The following is a 23,077-nucleotide window of genomic DNA, read 5'->3' as shown; positions in this document are numbered from 1 at the left end:
GGACCAGCGAATACCTTTTGTTGTTGACCCCACGGAGAACTCAGTCCATGAAGCGGATCCTCTTGTTTGTGATGACCAACCTGGCCGTCGTCGTCGTGCTCGGCGTGGTGGCCAGCCTGTTGGGCGTGAACCGCTACCTCACGGCCAACGGCCTGAACCTGGGCGCGCTGCTGGGCTTCGCGCTGGTGATGGGCTTTGGCGGCGCGATCATCTCGCTGCTCATCAGCAAGCCCATGGCCAAGTGGACCTCGGGCGTGCGCGTGATCGACGGCTCCGGCTCGCCCGACGAGCGCTGGATCGTGGAGACGGTGCGCAAGTTCGCCACCGAAGCCAAGATCGGCATGCCCGAAGTCGGCATTTTTGAGGGCGACCCGAACGCCTTCGCCACGGGCGCGTTCAAGAACTCTGCGCTGGTGGCCGTGTCCACCGGCTTGCTGCAAGGCATGACGCGCGAGGAGGTCGAGGCCGTGATCGGCCACGAGGTGGCCCACATCGCCAACGGCGACATGGTGACCATGACGCTGATCCAGGGCGTGATGAACACCTTCGTGGTGTTCCTGTCGCGCGTGATCGGCTACGCGGTGGACAGCTTCCTGAGCAAGAACGACGAAAACCGCTCCGGCCCCGGCATCGGCTACTACGTGACCACCATCGTGCTGGACATCGTGCTGGGCTTCCTGGCCGCGATGATCGTCGCCTGGTTCAGCCGCCAGCGCGAGTTCCGCGCCGACGCGGGCTCCACGCAGCTCATGGGCCGCCGCCAGCCCATGATCAACGCCCTGGCCCGCCTGGGCGGCATGCACCCGGGCGAACTGCCCAAGAGCATGGCCGCCATGGGCATCGCGGGAGGCATCGGCAAGCTGTTCAGCACCCACCCGCCCATCGAAGAGCGCATTGCCGCGCTCCAGAACGCGCAGCAGCAGCCGTAACGCCGGCCGCGGCGCTGGTTGCCGCTCCCAAGTCCTAGGCCTTCAGGCCGCCACAGTCCGCCGCAGGGCACTGTGGCGGCCTTTCTTTTTAGAACTCCGTCACCACCGTGGCACCGGCCACGGCGAAGCGGTCCATGTTCATCAGCGCATCAATGGACTGCGCGAGGCTGATCCTCTCGCCAATGAGCTTCTCGGGCGCGAGCTTGCCGGACCCGATCATGGCCAGCATCGCGCCGTAGCGGTGGGCCTGCATGCCGTGGCTGCCCAGGATCTCCAGCTCGTGCGCGATCACGCGGCTCATGGGCACGGCCGGCGTGGTGTGCTCGCCCAGCATCAGGCCCACCTGGATGTGCTTGCCGCGCTTGCGCAAGTTGGCGATGGAGTTGAAGCAGGTGGTGGGGTGGCCCAGTGCGTCCAGCGACACATGGGCGCCGCCGCGCGTGATGTCGCGCACGGCCTCCACCACGTCGGCCGCCTGCGTGGCGTTCACCGTGGCCACCGCGCCCATGGCGCGGGCCAGGGCCAGCTTGTCGTCGGCGATGTCGATGGCCACCACGTTGGCGCCCAGCGCGTGGGCGATCATGATGGCCGACAGGCCCACGCCGCCGCAGCCGTGCACGGCCACCCATTGCCCGGCCGAGGTCTTGCCCTGGTCCACCACGGCGCGAAACGATGTGGCGAACCGGCAGCCCAGGCTGGCCGCGGTGGCAAAGTCCAGCCCCGGCGGCAGGGCCACCAGGTTGAGGTCGGCCTGGTCGATGGCCACGTACTCGGCAAACGAACCCCAGTGCGTGAAGCCCGGCTGGAACTGGTGGTCGCACACCTGCTGGTGGCCCGCATGGCATTCCGGGCAGTGCCCGCAGGCCGCCACGAACGGCACCGTGACGCGGTCGCCGCGCTTGTACTTCTGCACCTGGCTGCCCACGGCCTCCACCACGCCCGAGAACTCGTGGCCCGGCACGTGCGGCAGCGCAATGTCCGTGTCGTGCCCTACCCAGCCGTGCCAGTCGCTGCGGCACACGCCCGTGGCCATCACCCGGATGACAACGCCGTGGGCGGTGGGCGTGGGGTCGGGCACCTGGGTCAGGCGGGGCGGTGCATTGAATTGTTCGTAGAGGACGGCTTTCATGATGGGCTGGCTGTGTGAATGAATCCTCCAGTCTATGGAAATTGGGTGAAGCATGTTTTCATTTTCAAAGCCTGGGCGGAGGGGGTGCAGATAAACTTCTTCACCCCCTGCCGCGCTGCTGAAGGAATCTTTCACCCATGGATGCCCTGGACAAAACCGACCTCGCCCTGCTGGACAGGCTGCAGCAGGATGGCCGCGTGGCCAACACCAAACTGGCCGAAGAGCTGGCGCTGAGCGAGGCCTCGTGCTGGCGGCGGCAAAAACGGCTGGAAGAGCAGGGCGTGATCGAGGGCTACCAGGCCCTGCTCAACCGCCGCAAGCTGGGCATCGGCGTCATGGCGTTCGTGCAGATCGTCTGCACGCAGCACGGCGAGGAGGTCACCGCCCAGTTCGAGCGCACCATCCGCGCCTGCCCCAATGTGGTGGACTGCCACAACATCACCGGCGAGGCCGACTTTCTGCTCAAGGTGGTGGCCCGGGACCTGGACGACTACAGCCGCTTCGTGGACCGCGTGCTGCGCCGCCTGCCGGGCGTGCTCAGCATCCGCTCCAGCATCTCGCTGCGCGAGATGAAGGCCACGCACCGGCTGCCGGTGCTGGACCTGCTGGGCTGAGATCGCCAACAAGCCGCTGACGGCGGCTACTTCATTTCCACCCGCCAGCGCCGCCGTGGAGCCCGCAGCGCGTGCCGCTGGCGGTATTCCGACGGCGCCATGCCCGTATAGCGCGCAAAGATGCGCCGGAAGGCCGCCGGATCGGCATAGCCGCAGGCCGTGGCAATGCTGGGCACGCTCTCCAGCGTCACCTCCAGCATCACCCGTGCGCGCGCGCAGCGCAGGCCGTGCAGGTAGTCGAGCGGCGACTGCGACAGCTCCTGCTGGAAATGCCGCAGCAGCGTGCGCGGGCTGACCGCCGCGGCCTCGGCCAGCCGGGGCAGGCTGTACGGCGCGTCCAGGTGGGCCTCCATCCAGTCGATGGCGCGGGCCAGCGTGCTGTCGCGCGTGGCGGGGATGTGCTGCTGCGCATTGGCCTGCAGCGCGGCGCGGGCGCGCTGGTGGTCGGGGCCCATCACGCTTTCGCAGGTGGCGGCCAGCGCGTCCCCCAGCGCGTGGCGCACCAGGGCAATGGCCAGCAGGTGCAGGCTTTGCGGCAGCGCGCAGCTCAGCCACGGGCCGTCCTCCGACCAATCGCGGCCCAGGCTGTGGTGGATGGCAGGGAAGTCGCGCTTGAAGCCCGCCACATAGAACCACGGCAGGCTGGCGTGGCACCCGTTCAGCCGCCCGCTGTGCGCCGCCAGCCAGGCACCGTTGCCCACCGTGAGCAGCTGGTGCCCGGCGTCCAGCGCGACGCCCACGCGGCGCGACAGGGCGCTGTGGCGCGCTGCCACGGCGCGGATGGCCGGGATGTCCGTGGCATGCAACGATGGGATGAACAGGGCCTGCGCCAGCGTGCCGGCCGGCTCCTGCTCCGGGAAGTAGGCGGCCAGGCAGGATGCCAGAGGGCCGCTGCCCGGCGGCAGCGGCGTGCCCTGCGCGTCCACCAGCCGCCAAGCCATGCGCGGCGCCTGGGCCCCCAGGCGCAGGCGGGCCAGCAGGTTGGCGCTGCGAAGAAGGTCGATGAACTGCAGCGCATTGCCGGCGGCCGATTCGGGCAGCAGCGGAATGTCCACGCAAAAGGCCGGTGGCGGCGCGGCCGGGGCGGGGGAGAACGCAGGTGACGGCGGCATGGCGGTATTGGCTCGGTGGATGGCCATTTTCGCGTGTCCTTGCGCGGCGCGCCGCTTTTAGCATGGAAAGCGCTTTTCCGCTTTTCCTTTTCACCGCTGCTTTTTTCTAGGAACCTGCCCATGCACCCACGTCTCTCCTCGATCGCGCTCGCTGCCGGCCTGGCCGCGGGCGGGCTGACTGTTGCGGCCTCCGCCCAGGCCCAGGCGCTGGACGCCGCCGGCCTGCAAACCCTGGAGGCGGCGGTGAACGCCGTTGCGCCCAAGATGGTGAGCTGGCGGCGCGACATCCACGCCCATCCCGAACTCTCCGGCCAGGAGCAGCGCACCGCGCAACTGGTGGCCGAGCACCTGAAGAAGCTGGGCATGGAGGTGCAGACCGGCGTGGGCGGCACCGGCGTGGTGGGCACGCTGCGCGGCGCCCGGCCCGGCAAGGTGGTGGCGCTGCGCGCCGACATGGACGCGCTGCCCGTGCAGGAAAACACCGGCCTGCCGTTTGCCAGCCAGGCCAAGGCCACCTACCTGGGCCGGGAAGTGCCGGTGATGCACGCCTGCGGGCACGATGCCCACACGGCCATGCTCATGGGCGTGGCCGAGGTGCTGGCGGGCATGAAGGCCCAGCTGCCCGGCACCGTCAAGTTCGTCTTCCAGCCTGCGGAAGAGGGTGCGCCCGTGGAGCCCGACGCCAACGGCAAGGTGCCCAGCTTCGGTGCCAAGGCGATGATCGAGGCGGGCGCGCTCAAGGACGTGCAGGCCATCTACGGCCTGCACATCACGGCCAACCTGCCCTCGGGCGTGGTGGGCTACCGCAGCGGGCCGCTGATGGCCGGATCGGACAACATCGCCATCCAGATCGAGGGGCGCGGCGGGCATGGCTCGGCGCCCTGGTCCGCCGTGGACCCGATCGTCGCGGCCAGCCAGGTCGTGCTGGGGCTGCAGACGGTGGTGAGCCGCCAGCTCAATATCAGCCAGGAGCCGGCCGTGATCACCATCGGCCAGATCCAGGGCGGCACGCGCTACAACATCATCCCGGACAAGGTCGAGATGCTGGGCACCCTGCGCACCTTTGACGAAGGCATGCGCCAGGAGGCGCTGCAGCGCATCACCACGACGGCCGAGTCCATCGCGGCGTCCAGCGGCGCCAAGGCCAAGGTGCGCTTCGGCCCGGTGGCCTATCCGGTCACCACCAACCCGGCCGCGCTGACGCAGGCCTCGCTGCCGGCCCTGAACCTGGCCCTGGGCGGCAAGACCATGGTGATTCCCAAGGTCAGCGCCTCGGAAGACTTCTCGGAATTCCAGAAGGTGGTGCCCGGGTTCTTCTACATGCTGGGCGCACCGCCCAAGGGCAAGGATTTCACCAAGGCGCCGTCCAACCATTCGCCCCTGTTCGACCTGGACGAAGACCAGATGCCCGTGGGCGCGCGCAGCCTGGCAGCACTGGCGGTGGACTTCCTCCAGCGGCCCTGAGCCGCGGGGCCGCGGCCCCGTTCAAGGCAGCCGGAACACGTCCCGCAGAAAGCCCGCCACCGGGTGGCGCGCCGCCGGCAGGTTCAGCACCGTGTGCGGCGCGCCGGGAATCAGCACGATGCTGGCTTGCTTGTGGTGGCGCAGGGCCGCGCCGCAGTGCCCGAGCGCCGCGGGGTTGCCCAGCCAGGTGTTGGCGGGCGAGAAGTACGGGTCGGTCAGGCTGATGATGTTGAGCACCGGCTTGTCTTCGGGCAGGGCGGTGCCGTGGCTGCGCACGAAGTAGTTGTCCTCGCAGCTCCACGAGTAGACGATGCGCCCGGCAAATTCGGTGCCGCGGTAGCGTGCCACCGCCGTGGCGCCCTCGCTGGTGCCGGCCAGCACCCAGCGGGTGGGGTCGGCCCAAGGGGCCTGCGCCAGCGCCTGCACGGCCAGCGAAATCTCCGACAGCCGCAGGGCGTGGACCTGCTCGTACAGGCCCTGCGGCACCGGCGACTTGTAGGTAAGCCGGTCGGGCAGCGCAAACGAATCGGGGGCCACGCTGGCAATACCCTGGCGGGCCAGCCACTGCTGCCATTCCCCGATGGCCGGCAGGCCCAGGCCCGAGGAGCCGTGCAGGAACACCACCACCGGGGCACGTTCGCGCACCTGGGTGGGGGCGTCTTTCCAGCGCCCGGTGAAAACCGGCCCGCCGGTGACCTGCGCGGGCAGCACCACGGCCGCCTGCTCCACGACGGCGCGCGCCGACGCGGGCGTGTGGACCAGGGCCGAGCCCTGGGTGCTGCCGGCGGGCGCCTGGCCCCAGGCCAGGGGGAGCGCCAGCGCCAGCGGCAGCGCGATCCAGTGGTGCAATCCCATGTGTGGTTCCTCCTGCCGGGCACTGTAGGTGCGCGTGGATCATGCGTCCAATGCATTCATTGGCCTCATTCATAATCCTGCCGCATGAATCTGAGCGAGCGCCAGTTGCGCCTGTTTGTGACCACGGCGGCGCTGGGCAACATCTCCCGCGCGAGCGAGGCCCTGCACCTGAGCCAGCCGGCGCTCACACGCGCCATTGCCGCGTTCGAGGCGCAGCTGGGCACGCGGCTCTTCGCGCGCACCACGCGGCGCGTGGCGCTCACCCCGGAGGGCGAGGCCTTCCTGCCCACGGCCAAGCGGCTGCTGGAGGACCTGGAGGAGGCCGGGCGCATGTTCGCGCCGCAGGGGCGGCAGGGCGTGCGGGGGCGGGTGACGGTGGCCGTGGGCAGCTCGTTCGGCTCCATCGTGCTGCCCGGCGCCGTGCGGGCGTTCCAGGCCGCGCACCCGGCCGTGCGGCTGCGCTTGGTGGACGACAACAGCGAGGGCATCGTGCGCAGGGTGCGCCAGGCCGACGCGGACCTGGGCATCGGCTCGCCGGTGGGCGACGTGGATGCGCTGGCGTGCCGCCGCCTGCTGCGCGCGCCGCTGGGGCTGCTGGCGCCGCGTGCCCACTTCCGCCTCACCCGCGCGGACGTGCAGGGCGTGCCCCGGCTGCCGCTGCTCAAGGAAAGCGCCGACACCAGCATCCTGCAGCTGCTGCGCATGCACGGTTCCGCGTTGCTGGCGCCCATGGAACAGGGCGTGGAGGTCTCCAGCCTGAGCATCCAGCTGGCTCTGGCGCAGGCCGGGGTGGGCGTGGCGGTGCTGTCTGCGCTCGGGGCGTCGCACCCGTCGGCGCGCGGCATGCAGTTTGTGCCCTTGCAGCCGGCGGTGCAGCGCGAGCTGTTCCTGATGCGCCGGCGCGACCGGCCCCTGACCTCCGTGGCGCACGCCTTTGAAGACGCCGTGCTGCGCCACCTGCCCGCGGCCGCCTTGCGGCCGGAAGTGCTGCTGGACTAACGCTGCTGGACTAACGCGCCAGCAGGCTGCGCGCGACGGCCTCGCCCACCTTGATGCCGTCCACACCGGCCGACAGGATGCCGCCCGCGTAGCTGGCGCCCTCGCCGGCAGGGTACAGGCCCGGGGTGTTGAGGCTCTGGAGGTCCTCGCCGCGCCCGATCTTGAGCGGCGACGAGGTGCGTGTCTCCACGCCCGTCAGCACCGCGTCGTGCATGTCAAAGCCCTTGATCTTGCGGCCGAACACGGGCAGTGCCTCGCGCAGTGCCTCGATGGCGTAGCCGGGCAGGGCCGCGTGCAAATCGCCCAGGGCCACGCCGGGCTTGTACGAGGGCTCCACGCTGCCCAGCTGGGTCGAAGGCTTGCCCGCGATGAACTCGCCCACCAACTGGCCCGGCGCGCTGTAGTCGCGCCCGCCCAGCACAAACGCATTCGATTCCAGCTGGCGCTGCAGCACGCTGCCCGACAGCGGGTGGAACTGCCCGGGGGCCAGCCGCTCGACGCCGTAGGTCTGGCCGAGGTGGGTTTCAAACGCCTGCGCGTCCTGCGGGTAGTCGCGCGGGTCGATGCCCACCACCATGCCCGCGTTGGCATTGCGCTCGTTGCGCGAGTACTGGCTCATGCCGTTGGTCACCACGCGGTTCGGCTCGCTGGTGGCGGCCACCACGGTGCCGCCGGGGCACATGCAGAAGCTGTACACCGCGCGGCCGTTTTGCGCGTGGTGCACCAGCTTGTAGTCGGCCGCGCCCAAGAGCGGATGGCCCGCGTGGCGGCCCCAGCGGGCGCGGTCGATGACGCTTTGCGGGTGCTCGATGCGAAAGCCGATGGAGAAGGGCTTGGCCTCCATGGCCACGCCGCGCTCGTACAGCATGGCAAAGGTGTCGCGCGAGCTGTGGCCCAGGGCCATCACCACATGGTCGGCCCGCAGCTCCGTGGTTTCGCCCGTGGCCTGGTTCAGCACCTTCAGGCCGCGCAGGTGGCGGTTCTCCCCCGTGCCTTCGATGATCACGTCCGTCACGCGCTGCTCGAAGCGGATCTCGCCGCCCAGGGCAATGATCTGCTCGCGCAGGTTCTCCACCACCTTCACCAGCTTGAAGGTGCCGATGTGCGGGTGGGCGACGTAGAGGATTTCCTCCGGCGCACCGGCCTTCACGAACTCGTTCATCACCTTGCGGCCCAGGTGGCGCGGGTCCTTGATCTGGCTGTACAGCTTGCCATCGCTGAACGTGCCGGCGCCGCCCTCGCCAAACTGCACATTGCTTTCGGCATGCAGCTCGCGCTTGCGCCACAGGCCCCAGGTGTCCTTGGTGCGCTCGCGCACGGTCTTGCCGCGCTCCAGCACGATGGGCTTGAACCCCATCTGCGCCAGCACCAGCGCGGCAAAGATGCCGCAGGGGCCAAAGCCCACCACCACGGGCCGCAGGGGCAGCTCGGCCGGGGCCTGGCCCACGGGGTGCCAGGCCATGTCGGGCGTGGGCTGGAGGTGCGGGTTGCCCGCAAACTTTGCCAGCAGTGCGGCTTCGCGCTCCGGCCGGGCCAGCGTGATGTCCACGATGTACACGGCCAGCAGGTCGGCCTTGCGGGCGTCAAAGCTGCGCTTGAAGACGTGCAGGTGGGCGATGTCGGCGTCGGCCAGGCCCAGGATCTGGGCGGCAGCGGCGCGCAGGGGCGCCTCGGGGGCTTCGGCCACGGTGAAGGGCAGCCGGATTTCGGAGAGTCGGATCATGGTGTTGCGGGCCCGTGTCGATCGGGCGGGTGCAATGGCGTGGGGCGCCGATTTTACCGGGGGCTGCGGGATGGGTGCCGGAATGCTTCAAAAAGCATAGCTGCTTGCGCTTTGTAGATAAGCGCTAGAGCCTGTTTTTGCTCAAAACTCTGGGGTGGCCTGCGGCGCGGCACCGTCCGCCCGGCGCCAGCGCAGCTCGGCCACGCCAAACGCCAAGCCCGCCAGCACCAGCGGCACAAAGTAGTACAGCGCCCGGTAGGCCAGCAGCGCGGCCAGCACTTGCTCCTGGCCCAGCGTGGGGGTGGTGAGCAGGGCCACGCCCACGGCCTCCAGCACGCCCAGGCCCGCGGGCACGCGCAGCACCAGCCCGGCCACGGCGCCCAGCATCACCGCCGCCAGGGCGGAGGGGTAGGGCACGGCACCCTGCAGCACGGTGTACAGCGCGGCGCCCATCAGCATCCAGTTCAGGGCCGACACGGCCACCTGCCACAGCGCCACGGGCCAGCGCGGCAGCGGAAAGGCATGGCCGCGCAGCGTGAGCGCGCGGCCCGAGCGCAGCGCGCACAGCACCCCATAGGCCACCGCCAGGCAACCCAGCAGGGCGCCGCCCGCGCGCAGCTGCCAGGGCGTGGCCGCCCAGCCGGCCAGCGCGGGCGGCTGCCACAGCCAGGGCAGGGCCGCCATCAGCAGCAGGTAGCCCACCCAGTTGGTGAGGATGCTGGTGCCCACCACCTGGCCGATGGTGCCCGGGTCCACGCCACGCCGCGCGTACAGCCGGTAGCGCACGCCCACGCCGCCGATGAGCGAGCCCAGGTTGAGCGTGAAGGCGTAGCTCGTCATGGCGATGCCCAGCGTGGTGCGGCGCGGCAGGCCGTGGCCGGTGCAGTGGCGGCCCACCCAGTCAAACGTGCCGTAGGTGAAATGGCTCAGCAGGGCCAGCGCGCCGGCCCCGGCCAGCACGCCCACGGGCAGGGCGCGGAGCGCCTGCAGCACGGCAGGCCAGTCCACGGTGCGGGCCTGGCGGAAGATGAGCGCAGCCACCACCGCAAAGAAAGCGGCGGCCACGCCCCGCCCGACCCAGGGCCACCAGGGGCGCTGCGCCAGGCCGCGCCATCCGTGCCGCTCCGGCGCCGTGGCAGCACGCGAGCGGGCCATGGGTTCAGGCCGCCGCGCTGGCGGGGCGGTCCGGCTCGCCCTGCGCTGGGGGCTGCGCCAGGGTGATGGTGGGCTGGTGGCGCGGCAGCCAGCCCGCCCAGGTCGGGAACCAGCGCATCAGGTGGAACACCGCATAGCTGCGCAGCAGCCGCAGGCCCTGCCAGCGACCGGGGGGCTGCGCCTCCACCTGCGTGCAGCTGTTCTCCATCAGGTGGGCCAGGCGCCGGTGCAGCGCCGCGTTGAAGCCCCGGTCCTGGATGACCACGTTGGCCTCCAGGTTCAGGGACAGGCTCAGCGGGTCCAGGTTGCTGGAGCCCACCGTGGCCCATTCGTTGTCCACCAGCGCCACCTTGCCGTGCAGCGGGCGGTCGCAGTACTCGTAGATGCGCACGCCGGCGCGCAGCAGGTGGTCGTACAGCAGCGTGGCGGCCGTGCGCACGATGGGCATGTCGGGCCGGCCCTGCAGGATGAGCCGCACCTCCACGCCCCGCAGCGCGGCGCGGCGCATCTCGCGGATGAACCGGTAGCCGGGAAAGAAGTACGCGTTGGCGATCACCACGCGCTGGCGCGCGGCGCGCAGGGCCACGCGGTAGTGCCGCTCGATGTCGTTGGTGTGCCGGTGGTTGTCGCGCGTGACGAAGATGGCGTGCGCGGTGCCGGCGTGCGGGCGCCCGGTAGCGGGCGCCGGGGCCGGGCGCCGCTTGCGTTCGGCGCGCGCGAGCACGGCCTCGCGGGTGAACTGGTGCATGTGCGCCACGATGGGGCCGCGCACCAGCACGGAGTAGTCCTGCTTGGCTTCGGGGCCGTAGTCCGCCAGGTGGTCGGCCGAGTAGTTGATGCCCCCGATGAAGCCCAGGTGGCCGTCCACCACGACGATCTTGCGGTGCATCCGCCGCAGCAGGTTCAGGCGCTGCCCCAGGAACTGCCGCCCCGGATCGAAGATGCGGAATTTCACGCCCGCCTCGACCAGGCTGCCCAGGAACGCGTCGGAGAGGTCGTGCGAGCCGAAGCCGTCCACCAGCACATGCACGTCCACCCCCCGCCGGGCCGCCGCCAGCAGTGCCGCATGCAGCTGCTGGCCGACCTTGTCTTCCCACAGGATGAAAGTCTCCACCATCACTTCGCGCTGGGCGGCCGCAATGGCCTCGAACACGCGCGGGAAGAACTCCTCGCCGTTCTCCAGCAGCTCGAAATGGTTGCCCGGCACCCAGCGGGACGACCTTGGCGGGCGGAATGCGCGGGTCACAGCAAAATCTCCGCCGCCAGCGGCGCATGGTCCGACAGCTTGTTCCAGGGCCGCTTGGGCAGCTGCAGCGGCGTGTGCACCGTGGCGTTGCGGACGTAGATGCGGTCCAGCGCCAGCAGCGGCATGGACGCCGGAAACGTGCGCACCGCCCGCCCGAAGGCCTGGACAAACACCTCCTGCAGCCCGGCGCCGCGCTGCAGGATGGTGTGGGCGCGGTGGCGCCAGTCGTTGAAGTCGCCGGCCAGCACCACGGGCTCCCCGGCGGGGAAGGTGTTGAGCAGCTCGCACACGCGGCGCAGCTGGATCTGGCGGTGTGCCTCCTGCAGCCCCAGGTGCACGCAGACCGCATGCACGGGCAGGTGGTGGCCGGGCGGCTGCAGCACGCAGTGCAGCATCCCGCGCCGCTCGGGCCCGCTCACCGAAATGTCGTGGTTCTCGTAGTGCGTGATGGGGAACTTGGACAGCAGCGCGTTGCCATGGTCGCCGTTGTCGTATACCGCATTGCGGCCATAGGCGTATTGCGACCAGATCGTGTCCGCCAGGAACTCGTAGTGCGGCACCTGCGGGAAGTTGGCCAGCCGGCTCGCATGCCGGTGGTGCGTGCCCTGCACCTCCTGCAAGAACACCAGGTCCGCCGCCACGCCCCGCACGGCCTCGCGCAGTTCGTGCAGCATGAAGCGCCGGTTAAAGGTGGTGAAGCCCTTGTGCACGTTCACGGTGAGCACCTTGAACGCGATGGGCTGCCCGGCAGGGGAAGAAAGCGCGGATGGGGAAGTGGCCATGGCAAGACAATCGAGGTAGGGGCCTTGGCAGCGCGCCGCCACTGGCGGGCCAAGGGGTTGCATCGATTGTTGGCGCCACGGACCGCGCCCGCTGTAGGACGGCTGGCCGTGGACTTGTGCTGTGCCGGCCAAAAAAAAGGGGCCGCTGCGGGCCCCTGGTCACCGCGCCCACGGGCGCACGCGGTGCGTCACGCTGGCAGGAAACCCTCCACCGACAGGTAGCGCTCGCCCGTGTCGTAGTTGAAGCCCAGCACGCGCGCGCCGGCGGGCAGCTCGGGCAGCTTTTGGGCAATGGCGGCCAGCGTGGCGCCCGACGAGATACCCACCAGCAGGCCTTCCTCGCGCGCGGCACGGCGCGCAAATTCGCGGGCGGGCTCGGCGTCCACCTGGATCACGCCGTCCAGCACGCTGGTGTCCAGGTTCTTGGGAATGAAGCCCGCGCCAATGCCCTGGATGGGGTGGGGCGCGGGCTGGCCGCCCGAGATCACGGGCGAGGCCGTGGGCTCCACCGCAAACACCTTGAGCTGCGGAAACTTGGCCTTGAGCACGCGCGCGGTGCCCGTGAGGTGGCCGCCGGTGCCCACGCCGGTGATGAGCGCGTCCAGCCCGTCGGGGAAGTCCGCCAGGATTTCCTGTGCCGTGGTGCGCACGTGCACGTCGATGTTGGCGGGGTTCTCGAACTGCTGCGGAATCCACGAGCCCGGCGTCTGCGCCTGCAGCTCCTGCGCGCGGGCAATTGCGCCCTTCATGCCCTTTTCGCGCGGCGTCAGGTCGAACTGCGCGCCGTAGGCCAGCATCAGGCGGCGGCGTTCGATGCTCATGCTGTCGGGCATCACCAGGATCAGCTTGTAGCCCTTGACGGCCGCCACCAGCGCCAGCCCGATGCCGGTGTTGCCGCTGGTGGGCTCGATGATGGTGCCGCCCGGCTTGAGCGCGCCGGACTTCTCGGCGTCTTCCACCATGGACAGCGCAATGCGGTCCTTGATGGAGCCGCCCGGGTTGCTGCGCTCGGACTTCACCCACACATTGGCGCCCGTGCCAAACAGGCGGTTGATGCGCACGTGGGGCGTGTTGCCAATGGTCTGCAGAATGTTCTCAACTTTCATGGCGTCTCCTGTGAAGTGTCGGGTTGGACCAACGAGAAAGGAATGTGTCGCGCATTCTGAACCAGTTGTTCTACAGCCCTCGCCATATGGATATAGCCAGGATGTCGGTCGTGCTGCATTGCGCCGGGGTCAGTGCGCGGGGCGGATCTCCACCCGCATCGCCCGCGCCACTGGCGTGATCTGCACCAGCACCGGCAGCCCCAGCGCAATCGTCTGCGCGTTGGTTTCCGTGTGCGGCGTCATTTCGCTGCAGGTGTAGCTGGCGGCCTGCCCGCTTTGCCACACGGCCAGCGCCAGCGGCAGCATCCACTGGTCGGCCAGGTGCGAGCCCAGTGCGCCGCTGCTGAGCTGGTAGGCGCGAATCTCGTCCGCCAGCCGCTTGGCCACCTGCTCGGCCGACAGGCTGCGCTCGCCCAGCTGGCAGAACACCTCGGTGACGTGCGCGTATTCCAGCGTGGCGATCAGCGCATTGCCCGGCCCCTCGTTCTGCCGCGTGGCCGGCTGCCGTAGCTGGCCCGCTTCAAAGGTCCAGCCCATGCGCTGGCCCAGGGTTTCCAGCTCGCGGTGGGCAATGTTGCGGGCCAAGCCCGGCGCCAGCGCCTCTGCCCAGCCGTTCAGCAGTGGGCCGCGCGCCAGCACGTCCACGGGCGCCAGCGGCCGGGCGGCGGGGGTGATGTGCGCCACCAGTTCGCCACCGCCCGCGGGGAAGAAGCCACGCCGCTGGAGCTGCAATTCCAGCCCCACGCCCAGGCGTCGCACCAGCGGCGCAAACGCCCGCTCCAGAAAATCAAACGGCGGCGCCATTGGGTTGTGCGTGCCGCCTGCCAACTCCACGCGGCTCGCCCCATCGGCCAGCATCAACGCGGGCAGCACCGTCTGCAGCACCAGCAGGCAGCTGCCTGCCGTGGCGATCTGAAAACGGTAGTGGCCCGCACGCACTGCGCCGGGTGTGAACACCAGCGTTTGCGAATTCAGCTCGGCCCCTTCGGCCTGCCCGCCACACACGGCCACCGCCGCCTGCACGCAGGCCAGGTGCTGGCGCATCAGCCCCGGCTTGGGCCGCCCGGCGCGGATGCGCGTCATGTGCAGCGGCTGGCCGGTGACCATGGACAGGGCGAGGCCGGTGCGCAGGATCTGGCCGCCGCCTTCGCCGGTGGAGCCGTCGAGCCTAATTTGCTCCATCAGCGGCCCCATTCTTTGCATTGATTCGTTCGAATACTTCCAGAAGCAGTGCTTCATAAGCACACAGCGTATCTCGCGTGATTTTTAGCTGCGTCCGCATGAGCCGAAACGTTGGGGCGTGCTGAAGAGGGTCATGATCACCATACGCATAGCTGAGTACAAACCCGTTTTGGCCTACTGGCTCAGCTGAAGCGCCGTCACCTCGGAAAGCGTAGGAATCTGCTGGCTTGTATTGGCGTTTAACGAACGGAATCACTCCCATTTCGAAGCGGGGAGCAATGCTATGGCTCGCTGCATTTCTGTAGTTCAGCGTTTCCATTCGCAAAGTCTCGTCATCGAGCAACTGCAGCTTCTCGATCACTGAGTCGGCTGTTCTCCAACCACCTCGGAAACTCAGCTTCGTGATTTCCTCGTTAAGTCGTGAGCGTAGTAAATAGCGCGGTTTGGACTTGCCATTCTTGAGCGCGGCTATCTCGCTCCGATCTGCCTCAAGTTCGTCCCGGTACCCTGTCTCTGTCGAAAGGTTGGCGTGATGCAGTAAGAAGTAGAGAGCACTTGAAAAGCGATCCCGCATTGCACTGGGCTCGAGCATGCATCGATGGGCGATCGGATCTACGAACTCGATTCGTAAGTCCCACCGTTCATCTGTATCGTAGTCGTCGAGGATGGGTAACCATGCCTGCCATTTCCGCATTTCTGTGACCCAGGCATTAAAGCAATTGATCAGCGATTGCAGGTCGTGGATGACCTGCATATTGACCATGGGAGTTTTGAAATGTGGGGCCAGTCCTTCCTCATCACATAGCTTGTAAGGGTGGTAACGGAGGATGCTAGGCCCACAGGGATCCGTTGAGTCTCGCGCCATAAGGTGGCGCTGGTATGCGGTGAGCAGAAATTCTTGATGCATATCTACCCTTTCACGCACACCACCTGCCTGAGGGTGTAAACCACCTCCACCAGGTCCTCCTGCGCTGCCATCACCGCGTCGATGTCCTTGTAAGCCATCGGAATCTCGTCAATCACGTCGGCATCCTTTCGGCATTCCACTCCTTCGGTGGCCTTGATCTGGTCTTCCACGGTGAACAGCTTCTTCGCCTTGGTACGGCTCATCGTTCGCCCCGCTCCGTGGCTGCAGCTGTTGAAGCTCTCGGGGTTGCCTTTTCCGCGCACGATAAAGCTCTTGGCGCCCATGCTCCCCGGGATGATCCCCAGCTTGCCTTGCTCGGCACTCACCGCGCCCTTGCGGGTCACGAACACGTTGTGCCCGAAGTGCGTTTCGCGCTGCACGTAGTTGTGGTGGCAGTTCACCGCTTCCACGTGCGTCTCGAACGGCTTGGTGATCACCTTGCGCAGCGCGGCGATCACGCGGCCCATCATCACCTCGCGGTTGGCGGCGGCAAACTTCTGCGCCCACCCTACGGCCTTCACGTAGTCGCCAAAGTACTGCGCGCCTTCTTCGAAGTACGCCAGGTCTTTGTCGGGCAGGTTGCGCTGGTTCATCTCGGCGTCTTTCTTGGCCAGCTCGATGAAATGGGTGCCGATGGCGTTCCCCACGCCGCGCGACCCGGAGTGCAGCATTACCCACACGGACTGGTGTTCGTCCAGGCAGATCTCGATGAAGTGGTTTCCTGTTCCCAGCGTTCCCAGATGCTTGTAGTTGTTGGTGTTCTTGATGCGCGGGTGCGCGTCGCAGATTTCATCGAACTCATCCACCAGCGCGGCCCAGGCGCGGTCGGTTTCTTCAGGCGGCGTGTCCCAGCTTCCCTTGTCGCGGCCAAAGCGCTTGGGGGTCAGGCCCACCGGCACGGCGCGCTCGATGGCGGCGCGCACGCCAGACAGATTGTCCGGCAGGTCGCTGGCTGTGAGCGTGGTCTTGCACGCCATCATTCCGCACCCCAGGTCCACCCCCACCGCCGCGGGGATGATGGCCTTGAGGGTGGGCACCACCGAACCGATGGTCGCGCCGATCCCCAGGTGCACATCGGGCATCACCGCCACGTGCTTGAACACGATGGGCAGGCGCGCGATGTTGCGCAGCTGGTTCCTGGCGTCTTCCTCCACGGGTACGCCGCTCGTCCACATTTTCACGGGCACGCCATTCGGGATTTCGAGTTGCTCGTAGTTCATGGCTTGTTCTTCTTTCATCATCGTTTCACTATCACGGTTGGGTAGGAGGCAGGGATCGTTTGTGCAGCGCGATCGACAGGCTTTCGTAGTCCTTCTGCGGAAAGTCGTGCTCAATCCACAGCTCGCGATATCGTTTTGCTCCCACTTCAACATCCATGCGTTGCAATATGCCGTGAATGTTGCGGACCAGTTCGTGGCGCAGGATCTCGCCGCGCGCCACCACAACGTGGTCGTCTACCGCGACGATGCCCCAGCTGGCCCAGTCGCTGTATTCGCGCAGCTCGTACTGCAGCGTGTCCTTGGCGCCGGTGACCACGAGCGTTACCTCTCCGGGCTCATTCATGAACACCGCCTCGGCCTGCGTGGCGCCCTTTTGCAGGGCGAGGCCTATTTTGGCCAAGTCGCCCAGTGAATCGTGGAGGTAGCTCACCGCACAACGAAAAGGCTGTGGCTGCGCCTGCACGCGAAGTTCCGCCCAGCCTGCACCGTCCAATTGATAGGCGATCAGTTCTTGCTTTTGTTCTTTCATCATTTCGCTCTCTCGTGATGTGCATGGCCCAATTTCTCGGGCCTCGTTCAGCGCATCTTCACCAGGCCATTCAGCACCTGGTCCAGGCCGCCGAAGACGGAGATCTTGTCGATCCGCTCTGCCACACGTTCCAGCGTCTCCAGCTCCTTCATGCGCAGGGCGACGGGGTTGTCCTCCATCACCTTGGCGGTGTTGAGCAGCGAGCGCGTGGCAGCGGTTTCCTCGCGGCGGCGGATCACGTTGGCCTCGGCCTGCTTCTGGGCCTGCACCACCTGGGTCAGGATGGTTTTCATCTCGCCGGGCAGCACGATGTCCTTCACGCCCACGCTTTCCAGCTGCAGGCCATAGGGCTGCAGCTTGGCGGCCATGTGCGCGGTCACCACTTCGTCGATCACCGTCTTGTTCTCCAGCAGCTCGTCGAGCGTGCGGGTTCCCACGGCGGCGCGCAGCGCAAACTGCAGTTCGCGGTACAGGTAGTCGGCGGGCTTCTGCAACTGGGCATAGGCCTTGAGCACATCCGCAAAGCGGTAGGTGGCGCACAGGTTCAGGCGCAGGCTCACCTTGTCGCGGGTCATGATGTCCTGGCCCGATACCTCCACGGCTTGCAGGCGCAGGTCCACCATCTCCACGGCCACGGTGCGGCCGTACTTCCAGAACGCGTAGGCGCCAGCGGTCAGCAGGCGCTCGACCTTGCCGTCCACTGTCAGCAGTGCGCACTGGCCCTCGGGCACCTGTACCTGCAGCACGCCGGCCAATCCGGTCACGCTGCGCTGGCGCAGCTGGGTTTGCGTCAATCGCGCCACGAGTGCGGCGGGCAATTCAGCGCCCGCTTGCAGGTCCACCACTTGCACGTTCACCTCCACCAGGCCTTTCCAGTACAGGCGGCGGGTGCCGGGGGGCAGGATCTCGACCAGCACGCCGTTCTCGCTGCGCAGGCCCACTTCGGTTTCCGAGAGGTTCACCTGTACGAACTCGGCGGCCACCACGGCGGGCTCTTGCGCCATCAGGTACTCGGCCAGGCCGTGGGTGAAGGCGGTTTGTTCGAGGGCGAAGGTTTCCACGCGTAGCTGGTCGGTGCCCGCAAACAGCCAGTAGGTGCCGCTGTGCAGCACGCGGTCGAAGCTGCCGTTGCGCAGCAGCAGGGCGCGTTCGTTCTTCTTGACGGTGGCGCGTTGGAACATCTTGTTCAGCATCTCTTTTTCCTCTCTCTACTTCGTTGTCGTATCGGGTTGCCGTTACAGCGATGGCGGGGTGCCAGGGGGCGCAGCCTGGGCCGTGCAGTGCGCCTTGCAAGCTGCCCCGCAAGCGGGGTGGCAGCGCGGCTGGCTGCGGGCGCGGGCTGTGCCGGGTGCTGGCACAAACCGCCACCGGCTGACGGGGTGAAGCCCTTGCGGTTGCGGCGCAACCTCCGGGCTTCTCCCCGCATTCGGCGGGTGGTCTTTCGACCGGTACTTCCAAGTACGGCCTTGCGGCCATGGGCAGGAATCGAACCTGCGACAACCGCCTTTCGGCGGGGCTCTACCCAACTGAGCTACCAGTGGTGGCAAGCCGGGAGTCGAACCCGGCACGTCCTCTTGCGAGGCGTCACCCGACCTTGCCGTGACCCAGGGTTCGCGGTGTGCGGCATGCAAGAAATCGACAGGGCGTTGAGAGCCCGGACTCCCTGCACCGGCGGGGCGAACGTTGGTCCTAACCCCGGCCTGTGAGCGGTCACCGCTTGCGCTGGATGCCTTGTCTATTGCCAGATGCGTGCCAACCGAAGTTTTGCGGCGCCAAATTTTTTAAGGTATTGATTTGTATGGAAAATTTTCCATGCCTACTGGGCCGCGATTTTTTGTGGGTGCAAAATAACTAGAGTAAAAGCTAACTAAATAGATAAATAGCATGCGCAAAAACAAGGTCGTCATCGGGTTCCTGGGCACCCAGCTCGACTCCGGCAGAGGGGCGGGGCGGTGGGAAAAATGGCGCCCCACCGTGTCGCTGGTGCAGCATGAAGACATGGCGATAGAGCGGCTGGAGCTGCTCTACACGCCGCCCCACAAGGACCTGGCGCAGCAGGTCTGTGCGGACATGAAGACTGCCTCACCCGAAACCACGGTGAACTTGGTGCCGCTGCCCATCGCCGACCCGTGGGACTTTGGCGAGGTCTATGCCCAGCTGTTCGACTGGACGCAGGGCTACCACTTCGACACCGCGCGTGAGGAGTACTGGACGCACATCACCACCGGCACGCACGTCGCGCAGATCTGCCTTTTTTTGCTGGTGGAGTCGCGCCGCATTCCTGGCGTGCTGGTGCAGACCTCCCCACCCAAGCGCCAGCGGGCCGGCGACCCGGGCAGCTACACGTTGATCGACCTGGACCTCTCGCGCTACGACGTGATCGCCCAGCGCTTTGGCGCGGAGCAGCAGGATGCGGTGCAGTTCCTCAAGAGTGGCATCGCCACGCGCAATGCGCGCTTCAACGCGCTGATCGACGAGGTGGAACGCGTGGCAGTGCGCTCGCGCGCGCCCATCCTGTTCACCGGCCCTACTGGCGCGGGCAAGTCGCACCTGGCGCGGCGCATGTACGAGCTGAAGAAGTCCCGCCACCAGGTGGAGGGCGAGTTTGTGGAGGTGAACTGCGCCACGTTGCATGGCGACGGCGCGGCGTCCACGTTGTTCGGCCACAAGAAGGGCGCGTTCACCGGCGCTGCGGCCGACCGCGCGGGCCTGCTGCGCACGGCGCACAAGGGCGTGCTGTTTCTGGATGAGATTGGCGAGCTGGGCCTCGACGAGCAGGCCATGCTGCTCAAGGCCGTGGAAGAAAAACGCTTCTACCCCCTGGGCAGCGACCGCGAGGTGGAAAGCGATTTCCAGCTGGTGGCGGGCACCAACCGCGACCTGCGCACCGAGGTGGCCGCAGGGCGCTTTCGTGAAGACCTGTTCGCGCGAATCAACCTCTGGAGCTATGTGCTGCCGGGCCTGGCGCAGCGGCCCGAGGACATCGAACCCAATGTGGATCACCTGCTACGGCGCGCAGCCGAAGAGCTGGGCCGCAGCGTGCGCTTGTCCAGCGAAGCGCGCGCCGCCTACCTGCGCTATGCCCAGTCGCCCGAGGCGCAGTGGACCGGCAACTTCCGAGACCTGTCGGCCAGCGTGACGCGCCTGGCCACGCTGGCCGACAGCGGACGCATCGGCCTGCCGCTGGTCGAGGCCGAGATTGCGCGCCTGCGCTGGCTGTGGCAGCCTGCGAACGATGCGCGCCATGGCCTCGCACCTGCGGGCGGCGCGGTGGGGCGCGACGAACTCGCGGCCTTGCTGGGTGACGAAGCGGTGGAGTCCATGGACCTCTTCGACCAGCTGCAACTGGCCGCCGTGCTGCAGGTCTGCCGCCAGTCGCGCACCTTGTCGGATGCGGGGCGCCTGCTGTTCCAGGCCTCGCGCACGCAGCGCACGGTGGTCAACGATGCGGACCGGCTGCGCAAATACCTAACCAGGTTTGGCCTGGATTGGGAGCGGGCTGCCCGGCGTTGAGCGGGGACGATGTTGGCATGGCGGTGGGGCAGAAGAAGGTCAAATTGGCCCACAGAGCCCGCCAGTCTTGAGAAATATGCTATCAAATTTGCACTATGGCTTGCGCCCCGTCATCAGGAACAGTGGGTAGTCCCGTCCGTTGCGCTGGTGCAGGCGCAGGATTTCGGTGAAGGCGATGTCGCGCAGCCCGGCCTGTTCGGCCAGCGCCTGCAGGGCCGCGGGCTCAAAGCCGAAGTGCTGCACGCCCTTGGCGGCGTTGTCGCCGTGGAAGCTGCCGTCTTCGGCGTACAGGTCCACCAGGGCGATGCGTCCGCCGCTGTGCAGCGCGCCGGCAAAGGCCCGCATCAGGGCGCCGGTGTCCGCGACGTGGTGCAGGGCCATGCAGCTCACGATGGCGTGGTAGCGCCCGGGCAGCCCGGCAAAGATGTCGCCGCAGTGCGGGGTGATGTTGGCGTGGCCCTTGCCCTGCAGCACCTCCAGCATGGCGGCGCTGGTGTCCAGGGCCGTGACTTGCGCCACCCGCGGCGCGATCTGCGTGGCCAGCAGGCCCGTGCCCGCGCCAAAGTCCAGCACATGGTCGGTGGGGGACAGCGGCAGCTGCGCCAGCAGGCGCGGCGCGACGGCGGCCAGTTGCTGGGAGGTGGGGCGCTGGTCCCAGTCGCGGGCGGCGGTGTCGAAATGGGTGGGGGCGGTCATGGAAGAAAAGGTAGAGAAAGAGAAGGCGGGGGCGTGGTCGTCGGAAGGTGGTTCACACCAGGATGTCGAAATGCCGCTGCACCATGCAGGTCATCAGCGCGCGGGTGGCTGCCTCGTCCAGGCCTTGCAACTGGCGGTACAGCGCTGGCGCCAGCCGGCTGAAGGTGTCGAGCACGGTGGGGTCGAAGTGGCTGCCACGGCCGTCCTGCAGGGTCGCCATCACCAGGGCAAACGGCTGGGGCTCCTTGTAGGGGCGCCGCGAACTGAGCGCGTCGAACACGTCGGCCACGGCAAAAATGCGCGCCGGCAGCGGGATGGCGTCGCCCGCCAGGCCCTGCGGGTAGCCGCTGCCGTCCCACTTTTCATGGTGGTTGCCGACCACGTCGCGGGCCCCGTCGAGCCAGCCGGCGCCGGTGACGATGTCTTCGCCCAGCGCCACATGGGTGCGCATGGTGGCCATTTCGGCCTCGTCCAGGCGCCCGGGCTTGAGCAGGATGGCGTCGGGGATGCCGATTTTGCCCGCGTCGTGCAGAAAGGCGCCGGCAATCAGCGACTGCATGGCTGCGCCCCGCAGGCCCAGCGCCTCGGCCACGCTGGCAGCCAGCCAGGCCACGCGGTAGTTGTGCGCGCCGGTGTCGGAATCGCGCTTGGCAATGGCCCGGCCCAGGGCCTCCATCATGGCGATGTGCGAGTCGAGCACCTGCTGCGCCTTGTGCTCGTTTTCCTTGGCCAGGTGCACCACCACGGGGTAGATCGCGGCGCCGCACGCCAGCGAGGCCAGGCACACCATCAGGCTGGCGATGAATGCGTCCGACAGGATCTGCCGGTGCTGCCAGCCGGGGATGGTGCGCACCCCCTCGAAGTAGCCCGTGATGGCAGCGGCGGGCGTCTCCCGCAGCGGCACAAACACCCGCAGCGCCCACTCGCCGCCCGCAAGCTCCAGGCTCTCGTACGACGATTGTGTGTACCGGGGCGTGCCGTGCCGGGGCAGCCGCTGCTCCAGCGCATGGCCCGTGGGCGTGACGGATTCGGCCAGCTTGCGGCCGTCGGCGCCGTAGATTTCTGCAATCTCGAACAGCCCGCCGGTGAGCAGCCGCGCCGCCTGCCGGGCCTGGGCAGCGGCCTGCGGCCCGTCCAGGCGTACGCTGCCTTGGCCCGCCAGCACGCGGCGCGATTCCTCCTGGGCAAAGGCCACCACCTGCTGCTCGGCGTTCTCGCGCGAGACCTGCCAGGCCAGGGGGCTGGCGCAAGCGGCCAGCACCAGCGTCACGGCGGCAATGCGCCCGGCGGTTTTGCGTTGAAAGGTCTTCATGCCAGATTTTTGGGAATCGTTGGGGCCACTATGCCTGCGGAGGCTTAAGAACGTGTTTACGATCTCGCAGGGGACCCTTGGGAGATCGTAAACACGTTCTAGGAAAGCCGGGCAATGCAATAATCCGCGCCGTGAAGCACGCCAGACCGCCGCTGGTGCAATCTGGGAAACCAGGCACTGGAGGAACGTCCGGACTGCACAGGACAGCGTAGCAGCTAACGGCTGCCCACCGTGAGGTGAGGATCAGAGCAACAGAGACGAGTCCGGGTGGAAACTACCTGCCACGGAGTGTTCTGTGAGGCGCCAGCGCAAGCTGGCGAGAGGACAGCGAGAGCTGTCCGAACCCGGCGAAAGCCGGGTCCGAACAGCCACCCCGAGCGGGCAAGCCCGCTCGGGGTGAAACGGGCAATCTCTACGCGCAGCAATACCAAGTAGGCCAACGTTGATGTGGTTCCGCAGAGTTGGCGGGTAGGTAGCACCGAGCCGGGTGGGCGACCCCCGGCCCAGATTAATGGCGGTCACACTGCGGGCAACCGCGGTGCACAGAATCCGGCTTATCGGCGCGCTTCACACTTTATTTTTTTCTCACCAGCCCAGCGGCGCC

Annotated in this window: 19 protein-coding genes, 1 other RNA gene and 1 pseudogene; 6 read left to right on the top strand and 15 right to left on the bottom strand. The window is 67.7% G+C overall.

What is annotated here, in order from left to right; all coding sequences use genetic code 11:
* Positions 1–47 precede the first annotated feature (47 nt).
* A complete protein-coding gene (htpX, locus tag ACOYR3_RS19860; RefSeq protein WP_422844017.1) occupies positions 48–929 on the top strand; it encodes a protease HtpX in 882 nt (293 codons plus the stop codon).
* A gap of 88 nt (positions 930–1,017) precedes the next feature.
* On the opposite strand, the gene ACOYR3_RS19855 is transcribed toward htpX, so the two are convergent.
* Positions 1,018–2,058: a zinc-dependent alcohol dehydrogenase family protein gene (locus tag ACOYR3_RS19855; protein WP_422844016.1), complete on the bottom strand. Its 1,041-nt coding sequence runs from the start codon at positions 2,056–2,058 to the stop codon at positions 1,018–1,020.
* A gap of 137 nt (positions 2,059–2,195) precedes the next feature.
* Here ACOYR3_RS19855 and ACOYR3_RS19850 point away from each other — a divergent pair, with 137 nt between their 5' ends.
* On the top strand, positions 2,196–2,672 hold the full coding sequence (locus ACOYR3_RS19850; protein ID WP_422844015.1) for an Lrp/AsnC family transcriptional regulator: 477 nt from the start codon (positions 2,196–2,198) through the stop codon (positions 2,670–2,672).
* Positions 2,673–2,698: 26 nt separating this feature from the next.
* On the opposite strand, the gene ACOYR3_RS19845 is transcribed toward ACOYR3_RS19850, so the two are convergent.
* Positions 2,699–3,784 (bottom strand): GlxA family transcriptional regulator, encoded by a 1,086-nt coding sequence (locus ACOYR3_RS19845; protein ID WP_422846626.1) that lies wholly within the window; start codon positions 3,782–3,784, stop codon positions 2,699–2,701.
* 120 nt (positions 3,785–3,904) lie between these two features.
* Between ACOYR3_RS19845 and ACOYR3_RS19840 the strand changes: the two genes are divergently transcribed.
* Entirely contained in the window at positions 3,905–5,248 is a 1,344-nt protein-coding gene (locus tag ACOYR3_RS19840) for an amidohydrolase (RefSeq protein ID WP_422844014.1), read from the top strand.
* Positions 5,249–5,269: 21 nt separating this feature from the next.
* Here the strand turns inward: ACOYR3_RS19840 and ACOYR3_RS19835 are convergent, their stop codons facing one another.
* Entirely contained in the window at positions 5,270–6,103 is an 834-nt protein-coding gene (locus ACOYR3_RS19835) for a dienelactone hydrolase family protein (protein ID WP_422844013.1), read from the bottom strand.
* An 84-nt stretch (positions 6,104–6,187) separates the two neighbouring features.
* Here ACOYR3_RS19835 and ACOYR3_RS19830 point away from each other — a divergent pair, with 84 nt between their 5' ends.
* Entirely contained in the window at positions 6,188–7,102 is a 915-nt protein-coding gene (locus tag ACOYR3_RS19830) for a LysR family transcriptional regulator (RefSeq protein WP_422844012.1), read from the top strand.
* A 10-nt stretch (positions 7,103–7,112) separates the two neighbouring features.
* Here the strand turns inward: ACOYR3_RS19830 and ACOYR3_RS19825 are convergent, their stop codons facing one another.
* From ACOYR3_RS19825 to ACOYR3_RS19780, 10 genes are all read right to left on the bottom strand, one after another.
* Complete coding sequence (locus ACOYR3_RS19825; protein ID WP_422844011.1) at positions 7,113–8,825, bottom strand: NAD(P)/FAD-dependent oxidoreductase; 1,713 nt, start codon at positions 8,823–8,825, stop codon at positions 7,113–7,115.
* A 141-nt stretch (positions 8,826–8,966) separates the two neighbouring features.
* Positions 8,967–9,980 carry a lysylphosphatidylglycerol synthase domain-containing protein gene (locus tag ACOYR3_RS19820; protein ID WP_422844010.1) on the bottom strand — a complete coding sequence of 338 codons (1,014 nt, stop codon included), beginning with the start codon at positions 9,978–9,980 and terminating at the stop codon, positions 8,967–8,969.
* Between the two features lie 4 nt (positions 9,981–9,984).
* Complete coding sequence (gene clsB, locus ACOYR3_RS19815) at positions 9,985–11,226, bottom strand: cardiolipin synthase ClsB (protein ID WP_422844009.1); 1,242 nt, start codon at positions 11,224–11,226, stop codon at positions 9,985–9,987.
* Positions 11,223–12,008 carry an endonuclease/exonuclease/phosphatase family protein gene (locus ACOYR3_RS19810; RefSeq protein WP_422844008.1) on the bottom strand — a complete coding sequence of 262 codons (786 nt, stop codon included), beginning with the start codon at positions 12,006–12,008 and terminating at the stop codon, positions 11,223–11,225. Before ACOYR3_RS19810 ends, clsB begins: the two co-directional genes overlap by 4 nt.
* Before the next feature lie 188 nt (positions 12,009–12,196).
* Positions 12,197–13,114, bottom strand: coding sequence for a cysteine synthase A (cysK, locus tag ACOYR3_RS19805; RefSeq protein WP_422844007.1), 918 nt, complete (start codon positions 13,112–13,114; stop codon positions 12,197–12,199).
* A gap of 129 nt (positions 13,115–13,243) precedes the next feature.
* The gene (rtcA, locus tag ACOYR3_RS19800; protein ID WP_422846625.1) at positions 13,244–14,296 is read right to left on the bottom strand and encodes an RNA 3'-terminal phosphate cyclase; all 1,053 of its coding nucleotides are present in this window, start codon (positions 14,294–14,296) and stop codon (positions 13,244–13,246) included.
* Complete coding sequence (locus ACOYR3_RS19795) at positions 14,283–15,059, bottom strand: hypothetical protein (RefSeq protein WP_422844006.1); 777 nt, start codon at positions 15,057–15,059, stop codon at positions 14,283–14,285. The genes rtcA and ACOYR3_RS19795 overlap by 14 nt, the downstream gene beginning before the upstream one ends.
* A gap of 146 nt (positions 15,060–15,205) precedes the next feature.
* Positions 15,206–16,423, bottom strand: a complete 1,218-nt coding sequence (locus tag ACOYR3_RS19790; RefSeq protein WP_422844005.1) for an RtcB family protein — start codon at positions 16,421–16,423, stop codon at positions 15,206–15,208.
* A 31-nt stretch (positions 16,424–16,454) separates the two neighbouring features.
* Positions 16,455–16,955: a hypothetical protein gene (locus ACOYR3_RS19785; RefSeq protein WP_422844004.1), complete on the bottom strand. Its 501-nt coding sequence runs from the start codon at positions 16,953–16,955 to the stop codon at positions 16,455–16,457.
* A 44-nt stretch (positions 16,956–16,999) separates the two neighbouring features.
* Positions 17,000–18,133 carry a slipin family protein gene (locus ACOYR3_RS19780; RefSeq protein WP_422846624.1) on the bottom strand — a complete coding sequence of 378 codons (1,134 nt, stop codon included), beginning with the start codon at positions 18,131–18,133 and terminating at the stop codon, positions 17,000–17,002.
* A gap of 703 nt (positions 18,134–18,836) precedes the next feature.
* Between ACOYR3_RS19780 and rtcR the strand changes: the two are divergent.
* A pseudogene (rtcR, locus tag ACOYR3_RS19775) lies at positions 18,837–20,396 on the top strand (RNA repair transcriptional activator RtcR); the annotation flags it as partial.
* A 162-nt stretch (positions 20,397–20,558) separates the two neighbouring features.
* Here the strand turns inward: rtcR and ACOYR3_RS19770 are convergent.
* Both ACOYR3_RS19770 and ACOYR3_RS19765 read right to left on the bottom strand, forming a co-directional pair.
* Positions 20,559–21,161 (bottom strand): class I SAM-dependent methyltransferase, encoded by a 603-nt coding sequence (locus tag ACOYR3_RS19770; protein WP_422844003.1) that lies wholly within the window; start codon positions 21,159–21,161, stop codon positions 20,559–20,561.
* 52 nt (positions 21,162–21,213) lie between these two features.
* Positions 21,214–22,473, bottom strand: coding sequence for an HD-GYP domain-containing protein (locus ACOYR3_RS19765; protein WP_422844002.1), 1,260 nt, complete (start codon positions 22,471–22,473; stop codon positions 21,214–21,216).
* 133 nt (positions 22,474–22,606) lie between these two features.
* On the opposite strand from ACOYR3_RS19765, the gene rnpB reads away from it, so the two are divergent.
* Positions 22,607–23,046, top strand: an RNA gene (rnpB, locus tag ACOYR3_RS19760) — RNase P RNA component class A.
* The last annotated feature ends 31 nt before the right edge of the window (positions 23,047–23,077 follow it).

Source organism: Acidovorax sp. M2(2025) (genome assembly GCF_049330835.1).
GTDB lineage: Bacteria > Pseudomonadota > Gammaproteobacteria > Burkholderiales > Burkholderiaceae_C > Acidovorax.
The sequence above is the reverse complement of the archived record's forward strand: the minus strand, read 5'-3'. Positions and strand labels throughout refer to the sequence as shown.